Annotated in this window: 9 protein-coding genes; 7 read left to right on the forward strand and 2 right to left on the reverse strand. The window is 67.6% G+C overall.

Features of this window, described 5'->3' with window-relative positions:
- Nucleotides 1–469: 469 nt before the first annotated feature.
- Nucleotides 470–1,153 carry a glutathione S-transferase gene (locus HFP89_RS15625; protein WP_168718614.1) on the forward strand — a complete coding sequence of 228 codons (684 nt, stop codon included), beginning with the start codon at nucleotides 470–472 and terminating at the stop codon, nucleotides 1,151–1,153.
- A gap of 38 nt (nucleotides 1,154–1,191) precedes the next feature.
- Here HFP89_RS15625 and HFP89_RS15630 read toward each other — a convergent pair whose 3' ends face one another.
- Nucleotides 1,192–2,184: a TIGR00341 family protein gene (locus tag HFP89_RS15630; protein WP_168718615.1), complete on the reverse strand. Its 993-nt coding sequence runs from the start codon at nucleotides 2,182–2,184 to the stop codon at nucleotides 1,192–1,194.
- A 149-nt stretch (nucleotides 2,185–2,333) separates the two neighbouring features.
- Here HFP89_RS15630 and HFP89_RS15635 point away from each other — a divergent pair, with 149 nt between their 5' ends.
- Genes HFP89_RS15635 through HFP89_RS15645 form a run of 3 tightly spaced genes read left to right on the forward strand, consistent with a single transcriptional unit; the run spans nucleotide 2,334 to nucleotide 5,634 of the window.
- Nucleotides 2,334–3,113: an EAL domain-containing protein gene (locus HFP89_RS15635; RefSeq protein WP_168718616.1), complete on the forward strand. Its 780-nt coding sequence runs from the start codon at nucleotides 2,334–2,336 to the stop codon at nucleotides 3,111–3,113.
- 2 nt (nucleotides 3,114–3,115) lie between these two features.
- Nucleotides 3,116–3,985: a DUF6502 family protein gene (locus tag HFP89_RS15640; protein ID WP_168718617.1), complete on the forward strand. Its 870-nt coding sequence runs from the start codon at nucleotides 3,116–3,118 to the stop codon at nucleotides 3,983–3,985.
- Nucleotides 3,986–4,005: 20 nt separating this feature from the next.
- Nucleotides 4,006–5,634: a hypothetical protein gene (locus HFP89_RS15645; protein WP_168718618.1), complete on the forward strand. Its 1,629-nt coding sequence runs from the start codon at nucleotides 4,006–4,008 to the stop codon at nucleotides 5,632–5,634.
- A gap of 1,224 nt (nucleotides 5,635–6,858) precedes the next feature.
- On the opposite strand, the gene HFP89_RS15650 is transcribed toward HFP89_RS15645, so the two are convergent.
- Nucleotides 6,859–7,599, reverse strand: coding sequence for a class I SAM-dependent methyltransferase (locus HFP89_RS15650; protein ID WP_168718619.1), 741 nt, complete (start codon nucleotides 7,597–7,599; stop codon nucleotides 6,859–6,861).
- 243 nt (nucleotides 7,600–7,842) lie between these two features.
- On the opposite strand from HFP89_RS15650, the gene HFP89_RS15655 reads away from it, so the two are divergent.
- From HFP89_RS15655 to HFP89_RS15665, 3 genes are all read left to right on the forward strand, one after another.
- Nucleotides 7,843–8,655: a sulfotransferase family 2 domain-containing protein gene (locus HFP89_RS15655; protein WP_168718620.1), complete on the forward strand. Its 813-nt coding sequence runs from the start codon at nucleotides 7,843–7,845 to the stop codon at nucleotides 8,653–8,655.
- A 110-nt stretch (nucleotides 8,656–8,765) separates the two neighbouring features.
- Nucleotides 8,766–10,085: an EAL domain-containing protein gene (locus HFP89_RS15660; RefSeq protein ID WP_168718621.1), complete on the forward strand. Its 1,320-nt coding sequence runs from the start codon at nucleotides 8,766–8,768 to the stop codon at nucleotides 10,083–10,085.
- Between the two features lie 13 nt (nucleotides 10,086–10,098).
- Nucleotides 10,099–10,680: an NAD(P)H-dependent oxidoreductase gene (locus HFP89_RS15665; protein WP_168718622.1), complete on the forward strand. Its 582-nt coding sequence runs from the start codon at nucleotides 10,099–10,101 to the stop codon at nucleotides 10,678–10,680.
- The last annotated feature ends 453 nt before the right edge of the window (nucleotides 10,681–11,133 follow it).

Genomic DNA, 11,133 nt, shown 5'->3' on the forward strand with positions numbered 1-11,133 from the left:
GGTCGGGCGTTGCGCTGATTCGTCTGTTGGAGGGCGCTTGCGCGCGAACCGGCCGGGCCACCCTTCGCCCGCAAGCGGCCTCCAACAGGCCTTCGATCCGGCGCCGGTGCTGATTCGCCTGTTGGAGGGCGCTTGCTCGCGAACCGCCCGGACCACCCTTCGCCCGCAAGCGGCCTCCAACAGGTCTTCGATTCGGCACCGATGAAACTCCGGCCAGGTTTTTTACTGAAAACTGTTCACTGAAAACTTCTCACTCCGCTCCACCACGAGCGGCCCGCCACCCTTCGCCCGCAAGCGACCTCCAACAGGTCTTCGGTCGGGCGTTGCGCTGATTCGTCTGTTGGAGGGCGCTTGCGCGCGAATCGGCCCTGACCGCCCTTCGCCCGCAAGCGGCCTCCAACAGGAGACGATCCGTCCGGCGAGGACCCGGCATCCCTATACTGTCGGCCTGCCCGCCCCGGACACAGCGATGATCACGCTGCATCACCTGGAAGACTCCCGCTCCCAGCGAATCCTCTGGATGCTCGAAGAACTCGGCGTCGAATACGAAATCCACTATTACGAGCGCGATCCGGAGACGAACCTGGCGCCGCCGGAGTTGAAGGCGGTTCATCCGCTGGGCAAGTCGCCGGTGATCGTCGACGGCGACCGGACCTTCGCCGAGTCGGCGGTGATCCTGGAGTACCTGGCCCGGACCTACGGCGGCGGCGACTGGGCGCCGGAGTTCGGTGATCCCGGCTACTGGACCTTCCAGTACTGGATGCACTACGGCGAGGCCTCGCTGATGCCGCCGCTGCTGCTGAAGCTGGTGTTCTCGAAGCTGCGCCAGCCGCCGGTGCCGCTCCTGATCCGGCCGATCAGCAGCAAGATCGCCGACCAGGTCGATCGCGCGTTCACCGACCCGCAGATCGCGACACATTTCGAGTACGTCGACGGGTTCCTGACCGACCACGAGTGGTTCGGCGGTTCGTCGATCAGCGCGGCCGACGTGCAGATGAGCTTTCCGCTGGAAGCGGCCAGGATGCGCGCGGTGAAGGCCGGACAGTACCCGCAGATCGATGCCTGGCTGAAGCGCGTACACGCCCGCCCGGCCTACCTGCGGGCGCTGGAAGCCGGCGGCGAGTACGCCTACGGGCCCGACGTCGACGACTGAGCGCACGGCCGCGAAGTCGGCCCGAACGCGCCTGTCGATCAGTCGCTGTTGTAGAGCATCAACCCGGCGACCAGCGCGACCAGCGCGAGCACCCAGAAGGCCATGGCCCACCACGCCGCGCGCCGCGCCCGGCGCTTTTCCCACCAGCTTCTCGGCGTGATGCCGCGGGCCAGGAACACGGCGATGCCGGCCAGGTTCACCGAGGCCACGTTGGTGCTGTAGAGCAGCAGCGCGCCCCAGGCACCGCGCCATTCGCCGGCACCGGCCAGCAGGGCCACGACCATCAGCGGCGGCAGCAGGGCGACCGCCACCATCACCCCGACCAGCGCGCCGGAGATGCCGCTGGTCACGGCCAGCGCGCCGGCGGCACCGGCGGCCAGCGCCAGGATCACGTCGAGTTCGTCGATGACGGTGCGACCGGCGATTTCGGGGACCGTGGGATCGACCTCCAGCAGCCGACCGAGTCCCGCCCCGAGCAGCACGGCGATGATCACGCCGGTCATGCCGGTGCGCACCGCCGTCCAGCCCAGGCGCCAGTCGGCCAGGGTGGCGGCCAGCGCCAGCGCCATGTTCGGCGCCAGCAAGGGCGCGATGACCATGGCGCCGACGACCACGGCCACGTTGCCGCGGACCAGGCCGACCGCAGCGACGATGCTCGACAGCACGACCATGAACACGTACTGGCGATTCAGACGGGCGTCGCGGCCGACCCGCTCGACCAGTTCGAAACGACTGAGCCGGTCGGAATCCCTGTCGTCGTCGCGTTCGGGTTCGTCGTTGTCCGGTTCGGGCCCGGGCAGCATGGCCTCGAGGTTGCCGACCAGCACCCGGACGCCGTCGTCGCCGCCGCACAGGGGCTCGAGGGCGTCGAGCAGGCCTTCCACGCGCTTGCCGTCGAGCACCACGCGGACCACCGCGCGCGGCGCCGGCGCGCTGAGCCACCAGTCATGGATCTCGGCGTCCTCGATGCGGGCGACGACGGCGTCGAGACGATCGGGCGGGACGGCGATTTCGATCCAGCGCAGGGCCATGGCGAAGGAAGGCGGTCAGGAAACGGGGATGAAGAGCATGTCACAGCCGGCGCGGAACGCAAGGTTTCACCGCTGCAAAATTATTTGCGAATTTATTGACAAATAAGGATTTGTAAAATATTATCCAAACCATGAACGCGATCGCCCCCATGCTGCAGACCGTCCGCGACGCCGATGACGCCACGGATCTGCTGCAGTTCGCACCGCCGCTGGCGGGCACGCCGCGGCTGGCGCTGGCGGTACAGGCGATCGTGTCGTTGTCGAGCGAACGCCGGCCGGCCTGGGTCGAGTGCCTGGTTCGCCCGCCGGCCGATCGCCCCGGGCAGTCGGTGATGGACCTGGTCCGCGCCGGCTACGCCCGCCGCGGCGACCGCTTCGATCTCGACGTGCTGGACGCCGCGCTGCGGCGGATGCCGGCGCTTCGCCCCGATACCCGGTTCGGCGTCAATATCCGACCGGGCTCGTTGATGGTCCCGGACTTCGTCGATGCGGTGCTCGAGCGCCTGCATCGTGCGCAGGTGGCCCCGGATCGCCTGGTGCTGGAACTGGTCGAGTACGCCGGCGCGGTGAATCTGGAAGCAACGGCCCGGCCGCTGAACGCGCTCAGGCGCGCCGGCGTCCAGGTCGCGCTGGACGACTTCGGCCCGGGCGCTGCGAACCTCGATGTGGTCGCTGCCGGGCTGGTCGACTGGATCAAGCTCGACCGCAGCGTCTGCCGCTGCGTCGATACCCACGACGGCGCGCGGCGCGTGGTCGAGGGGCTGGCCGCGTTGGTCCGGCACGCCGGTCCCGGCCTGGTCGCCGAGGGGATCGAGCGACCGGCCCAGATGCAGCTGCTGCACGGCATGGGCATCGTTCATCAACAGGGATTCCTGTTTCACCGTCCGGCGCTGCTGGTCGACGATCTTCATGCGGGGAGCACGCATTGAACATGGACGCGCGAACGACCGTTACCCGACTCGATTCACTGGCCCGCGCGGCGGTCCGGATCTTCCGGCCGCTGGTCCGGATCCTGATTCGCCACGATGTCTCGTACAAGACCTGCGCCGACTGGCTGCGCTGGTGCTACGCCGACGTCGCCTACCGCGACTTCCGGCTGCCCGGCCGCAAGCCGACCAAATCGCGGGTGGCCGTGCTGACCGGGCTGACCCGGGTCGACGTCAACCAGCTGCTGACGCAGCCGGCACCCGACGAGGTGCCGCAGGAGGAGCAGTACCACCGCGCCGCGCTGGTGCTCAGCGGCTGGGCCAACGACTCGGCGTTCCGCGCCGACGGCGCGCCGCTGCCGACGCTGCCGTTCGACAGCGACGACGATCGGCCCAGTTTCTCGATGCTGGTTTCCCGACACAGCGGCGGCGCCCCGGCCCGCGCCGTGCTCGACGAACTGCAGCGCAACGGCGCGGTGAACGTGCTCGAGGATCGCACGGTCGAACTGGTCCGGACGCGCTACATCGCCCGGGCCGACGAAGCCGACCTGCAGACCGCCGAGATCTTCGGCATGGCCACCAGCGACCTGATCACGACCATTGCCCACAACTGGCAGCAGGACAACGGCGATCGGTACCTGCAGCTGGTGGTCTACAACCGGGACATCCACCCGGACCTGGCCGACGAGGCGCGCGAGAAGATCGAGGCCGCGGCACGCCAGCTGGCCGAACAGGTCGACGAATGGCTGTACCACTACGAGGAGGCCTCGCGCCAGCGCGGCCTGGACGAGGACAGCGACCCGGTCCGGCTGGGTCTCGGCCTGTACACCGTCAGGGATTCCGAAACCGATTCTGCCCCCCCAACCGCACGATGACCGAGCTCAAGGAGAAACCGATGAACCGCACTTCGCCCCGCACCCCTGTCCGCAAGCGCCGCCTGGCGGCCTCGATCGGACTCGCGCTGACCGCGTTGACCGCCCCGGCCCTGGCCGTGGAAGTGACCGGCAGTTTCTCGGGCTGGTGGGACCAGCCGTCGCAACAGAACCACGGCATGATCGTCACGATTGCCGGCGCGCTGACCGGCGTCAAGACCGGCGCGATCTACTGGGCCATCTACGACACCGAGGGCAACCCCACCTGGCTGTTCGCCCAGGGCGACATCCTCGGCGACACGATCGATGCACGGGTCTACGAGGTGACCGGCGTGAACTTCGGCGACCCGGCCGGCACGAACCCCGACCCGGTCAACGAGATCGGCACCATGCAGGTGCGGTTCACCAACTGCACCACCGGCCAGGTCGACTACGACGTCAACGGGACCGGCACGAACAGCAAGGTCATCGTCGGCACCGGTGGCTTCACGATCAAGCGGATCACCAACCAGCCGGGGGCGCCGTGCAGCGGCGGCATCGGTGACGACGTTCCGCGCGGCACCGTGCCGGAAACCTTCGACATTGCCCTGGTTCCGACCGGCGTGATCCCGGGTGCCAGCGGCGATGCCGATTTCGAGCTGCGTCCCGGCGAAGTGGAATTCGACGTCGAGATCGAAGACCTGCCGGTGGGCAGCTACGAGCTTCGGATCGGCGGCGTCACCCGCGGCACGATCGAGGTGGTCGACACCGCGAGCGGGCCGGAAGGCGAGCTCGAGTTCGGTTCGCCGCCGGATGCCGACGAGCTGCTGCTGGACTTCGACCCGCGAGGCCAGGACATCGACGTGCTGGACAACGGCGTGATCATCCTGACCAACGTGGCGCCGGACGTCGGCGATCCGCCGGGCACCGGCACCGGCGGCACGCCACCGGCATTCGGCAACAGCGAGATCTCGATCGACCTGGCCAACCTGGGCGTCTACCCCGGCGGCGAAGCCGAGGCCGATTTCGACCAGGAATCCGATGAAGTCGAGTTCGACGTCGAAGTCGAGGACGTGCCGGTCGGCAGTTACACACTGTTCGTCGGCGGAATCGAGCGCGGCACGATCCAGGTCGTCGTGCAGGACGACGGCGACACCGAAGGCGAAATCGAATTCCGCTACCCGGTCGAGGCCGGCAAGCTGCCGCTGGACTTCGACCCGCGCGGTGAGACCGTCGAGATCGCCGAGGGCGCAACGACGCTGTTCTCCTCGGTGTTCCCGATCGACGGTCCGCCGGATGATGATGATGATGACGACGGTGGCGACGGTGGCGACGGCGGCATCGAGTCCGAGATCCGCGAAGACCTGACCAACACCGGTGTCTACCCGGCCGGCAGCGGCGAGGCGCGCTGGGAAGAGGACGACGGCGAGATCGACTTCGACGTCGAGATCGAGGATGTCCCCGTCGGCGGCTACACGCTGCGAGTGGGCGGCGTCGAGCGCGGCACGATCCAGGTCAGCGACACCGGTGACGGCATCGAGGGCGAGATCGAATTCGGCGATCCGGTCGACGAGGTCGGCGAACTGCCGCTGGACTTCGACCCGCGCGGTCAGCTGATCGAAGTGCTGGAAGGAGAAACCGTGATCTTCACGCTGGACTTCCCCGGCAGCTGAGGCCTCGAGCGCGGCTGTCCCACCGCGCCTGTTCCGACCGGCCTCGTTCGCGGGGCCGGTTTTTTTTGATCTTGGTGTTCCGGGTTCCGGGTTCCGGGTTCGGGGTTCGGGGTTCGGGGTTCGGGGTTCGGGGTTCGGGGTTCGGGCGGATGATTCGCGAGGGAATCGTTTGTGCGAGCTTGCCTCGCGATTCCCGCCGTCGCCCCGCCCATCGCGGCCAGGCCCGCTCCCACGGGCCTGCGATCGGACGGACGGCTCGATTCGACTGATGACGGGCGCATCCGCACCAACCAACGAACCAAACGACCAACCGACGAATCCACCCTTCGCCCGCAAGCGGCCTCCAACAGCCCTTCGGTCCAGCGCCGATGAAACTCCGGCCAGGTTTTTTTACTGAAAACTGTTCACTGAAAACTTCTCACTCCGCTCGCACCGCGAGCGGCCCGCCACCCTTCGCCCGCAAGCGACCTCCAACAGGCCATCGATCCGGCACCGATGAAACTCCGGCCAGGTTTTTTTACTGAAAACTGCTCACTGAAAACTTCTCACTCCGCTCGCACCGCGAGCGGCCCGCCACCCCTCGCCCGCAAGCGACCTCCAACAGGTCTTCGATTCGGCACCGATGAAACTCCGGCCAGGTTTTTCTTACTGAAAACTGCTCACTGAAAACTTCTCACTCCGCTCCACCACGAGCGGCCCGCCACCCTTCGCCCGCAAGCGACCTCCAACAGGTCTTCGATCCGGCGCCGATGAAACTCCGGCCAGTTTTTTTACTGAAAACTGCTCACTGAAAACTTCTCACTCCGCTCCACCACGAGCGGCCCGCCACCCTTCGCCCGCAAGCGACCTCCAACAGGCCTTCGATCCAGCGCCGACGACTCTCCGGCCAGGTTTTTTTACTGAAAACTGTTCACTGAAAACTTCTCACTCCGCTCGCACCGCGAGCGGCCCGCCACCCTTCGCCCGCAAGCGGCCTCCAACAGGTCTTCGATCCGGCACCGATGAAACTCCGGCCAGGTTTTTTACTGAAAACTGTTCACTGAAAACTTCTCACTCCGCTCGCACCGCGAGCGGCCCGCCACCCTTCGCCCGCAAGCGACCTCCAACAGGCCCTCGATCCGGCGCCGATGAAACTCCGGCCAGGTTTTTTACTGAAAACTGTTCACTGAAAACTTCTCACTCCGCTCGCACCGCGAGCGGCCCGCCACCCTTCGGCCGCGGGGGTCAGAAATGGACCGCCGGCGTCATTGCGCCGCCGGCGATGACGAACTGGGTCTTGACGCTCCGGAGGCGGGTGGCGGTGTAGGCGATGCCCCGGGCATCGAGTTGCTTGACGGCCTGTTCGATGGTGTCGAGTTCGCCGCGCCGTTCGGCGTCGTCGAAGATGATCAGGAAGTCGTCGCTGTTCATGCCTTCGAGCCAGTGCAGCGCGCCCCAGCGCGAGCGGCGTTTCGATTTCTGCGGGCCATCGACCAGCAGGACATCGACACCCTGGCCGTCGTGGACGTCGGGGTCGTGGACCGGTGAGTCCCGGTCGGCGATCCGTCGTTCGACCAGCGGCGCTTCGAGCACCCGGGCGCGTCGGCACTGCGCGCCGATCCGTTCGGCCCATTCGGCTTCGTGCTCGAGGCTGACGACCTCGAAGTCCGCGCGCTCGGCAAGCGCATCGAGCAGCAGGGTGGACTGGCCGCAGCCGAGTTCGAGCACGCGGCGCACCGGCAGTTCGGTGCAGGACCGGATCAGCAGGTACAGATAGCTGTAGTTGGCCGCACTGCCGACGGCATGGATCGGTCGGTCGATGCCGAGCCGGGCGAGATCACGGTGCACGATGTTCTGATAGACGAGCTCGCGACCGTTCAGCATGGCGCCGACGGCGACGTTCTTCGCCCACCACTCCAGCGGACGGTTCAGCCAGCGCATCTCCGCCAGTGCGGCGCGAAGCGCGCGATGGGAACGTGCCTGCATAGCGTTTCCTCTACAGGTCGGAAACGACCCGATGCCGGGGGAAGCGAACAGGCTACTCGATCCGCATGGCGTCGGGTGGCGGTCTGCTGGCACCGCGTTCGGCTCGGCCGCAAACGATCGTCCGGACGTCGCGTTCGCGGCGCTTCATGAACAAGCCGGGCTGGGGTACCCCGCCACTCGTTGTGTAACGTACAGCGGAGTACACTGGCATGTCGGCCGAAGGCATCGGGAGGCGCGCCAGTCATGATCATCAGCCACCGCCATCGGTTCATCTTCCTGCACTGCCGCAAGGTGGCCGGCAGTTCGATCGCCGCGGCACTGGCACCGCACCTGGGCCCCGACGACCTGCACCTGGGCACCTGGCCCGAGGCCTGGCGCGCCGGCGTGGCCCCGAACCGGCGAGCGTGGCGCGACCTGCGCCATCCGGCGGCCGCGGCCAGCTTTGTCGGCCGACTGCTGCGTGCCCCGGCCCGGCTCGGCGACCCGGCACACCGGATCATGGCGTTCAACGGCGCGCAGCGGCTGGCCTATCGCGCCAGGCTCGGTCGCTCGCCGGAACACGCCCACGCCGAACGCGTGCGGGCGTTCGATCCGTCGGCCTGGCGCGACTACTTCAAATTCGCCTTCGTGCGCAATCCCTACGAACGCGCCGTGTCGGACTACTGCTGGCGGACCTCGAAGACCGGCCGGCGCGACCTGGGCTTCGGCGCGTTCCTTCGAGGCCTGGCCGAAGGCGACGTCCGCGATCGAGTGCTGCCGCGGCATTTCGACAACTGGCCGATCTACACCATCGATGATCGAATCGCGGTCGACTTCGTCGGTCGTTTCGAGCACCTGCACCGCGACCTGGCGCGAGTCTTCGAGCGACTGGGCCTGCCCGGGCCGGACCTGCCGCACGCCAAGGCCTCGAGCGAACGACAGCCGACCGCGGGCTGGTACGGCGACGAGGAACGTCAATGGGTCGAAACCCTGTTCGCAAGGGAGCTGGCCGCCTTCGGCTACCGCTTTCCCGAGCGCTCGACAACAGAAAGCGAGGCGCTGCGCTCGGTCGGCTGACGGTGCCGTCGACAACGCGTATACTTTTCGCGGGCTTCCTCGAACTGCAGGTTGCTGCCCCGCCGCTCCGTTCGACCGGGTCGCGGGCCACCGCCCCTGCAGGCACGCACATGGCTGAACGCGACGCTTCCGAAACCGGCATGCTGCTCGACGGCAACGATCTGCCCGAGGGCATGGCCCGCGTGGTCAGCGCGACGACGCTGATCGGCGAACTCGAGAAGCGCTGCAAGCAGGCACGGGCGGCCGGTGGCAGCCTGGTTCCCGTGGCCGTGGCCTGGATCCAGCTCGACGAAATGCAGGCCCACCGCAACCAGGTCGGTTTTACCGGGCTGGAGCGCCTGATGCGGGCGATCCACGATCGGATCCGCACCCAGCTCGATCCCCCGGACGTGACCGCCCGCTTCGGGCTGAACTCGATCGGCGTCCTGCTCGACCCGGAAGACGGTGAGCGCGACTATGCCGATCTCGGCACCGGTTTGCTGCGCACGATCAGCGGCAGCCTGTTCGAGTTCGGCGAGCAGGCCCTGGCCGCAACGATCAGCATCGCGATCCGCCCGGCCAACGAACAGCTGCGCGTCCCCGAGGCCAACCTGGTGGGGGTGGCCCGGATGGCCGAGCGGCTGAGTGCCGCCGGCGGCAACCGCACCGAGGTCGCTGCGGCCGAGGCCAACGACTCGGGCAACGCGTCGTCCAGCCTGCTGGCCCAGTTGACCAAGGCGCTGCGCGACAACAGCCTGCGCGTGGTGTTCCAGCCGCTGCTGGCCACCACCGGCCCGGAGGCCGACCGCTTCCAGGTGCTGCCGCGCCTGATCGGCAGCGACGGCTCGCTGATCCCGGCCGCCCGATTCATTCCGGTGGCCGCCGCTCGCGGCGTACTGCCCGCGCTCGACCAGTGGATGATCGCCCACGTGCTCGGACTGATCCGCGATCGGATCGCGCGCGGCGACGAACCGGCGTGGTACTTCATCAACCAGTCCTCGGCGCTGGTCGACGATCCGAAATTCCTGGCCTGGTTCGAGGCCGAACTGACCCGCCTGCCCGCCGAGCAGCGGACGCTGGTGGTGGAATTCAACATCCTCGAACTCAAGGCCCGACTGCGCGAGGCGCGCGAGGCGCTGGCGAAACTGCGCGACCTGGGCATCGGCGTTTCGCTGACCGGAATCGACGAGAAAGTGCCCGAGGCGGTAATGCTGAAGCACATTCCCTGCGACTACCTGCGAATGAAGGCCGACTTCGCCCGCCGGGTGCTGGCCGAGAAGGACCTGGCCGAACGATTCCAGAAGTTCGCCCATTCCGCCCACCACGCCGAGCGGAAACTGGTCGTGCCGATGCTCGAGGATGCCGAGGCCGTGTCGCGGATCTGGCAGATGGACGTCGACCTGATCCAGGGCAACTTCATCCAGCAGCCCAGCGAACAGCCGGGCATCTGAGCACGCAACCGCCATGGCGTCGCGGCGCATCCTGGTCCTTCACGGGCATCCCGATGCCGGCCAGGGCCACTTCGGCGATGCGCTGGTCGAGGCCTATGCCGAAGGCGCCCGCCAGGCCGGTCACGCCGTTGTCGTCGAACGCCTGGCCGACTGCGACCTGCCACCGCTGAACAGCGCGAAGACCTGGCACGAAGGCCCGGTCCCGGCCGACGCGAAGCGGCTGCAGGCGGCGATCACCGAGTGCGAGCACCTGGTCCTTCTGTATCCGCTCTGGCTGGGCGACATGCCGGCGGCGGTCAAGGCCGCGCTCGAACAGGTTCTGCGGCCCGGGTTCGCGCTGGCCTACGAAGGCAGCGATCCCGGCGCGCTCCTGAAGGGCAAGAGCGCGCGGGTGATCGTGACGATGGGCATGCCGGGTTTCTTCTACCGCAGCTTCTACCGTGCCCACAGCCTGAAGAGCCTGAAACGCAACATCCTGTCGTTCTGCGGCTTCCGCCCGGTGCGCACCACGGCCATCGGCCGGGTCGACAGCAGCCCGGCCTATCGGGCGCGCTGGCTGAAGCGGATTCGGGCGATGGGGCGGGCCGGGGGGTAGGGGCGGGGGCGCTCCAGTTCTCTGGTTGTTGGTGGTCAGCGCCACCCTTCGCCCGCAAGCGGCCTCCAACAGGCCTTCGATCAGGTGCCCCGCTCTGTCCGACTGCTGGAGCGAGCTTGCTCGCGAATCGCCGGGTTCAACCTTCGCCCGCAAGCGGCCTCCAACAGGCCTTCGATCAGGTGCCCCGCTCTGTCCGACTGTTGGTGGGAGCTTGCTCGCGAATCGCCGGGTTCAACCTTCGCCCGCAAGCGGCCTCCAACAGGCCTTCGATCAGGTGCCCCGCTCTGTCCGACTGTTGGTGGGAGCTTGCTCGCGAATCGCCGGGTTCAACCTTCGCCCGCAAGCGGCCTCCAACAGCCCTTCGATCAGGTGCCCCGCTCTGTCCGACTGTTGGAGGGAGCTTGCTCGCGAATCGCCGGGTTCAACCTTCGCCCGCAAGCGGCCTCCAACAGG

Source organism: Wenzhouxiangella sp. XN79A, assembly GCF_012272825.1.
In the GTDB taxonomy this organism is placed as follows: domain Bacteria; phylum Pseudomonadota; class Gammaproteobacteria; order Xanthomonadales; family Wenzhouxiangellaceae.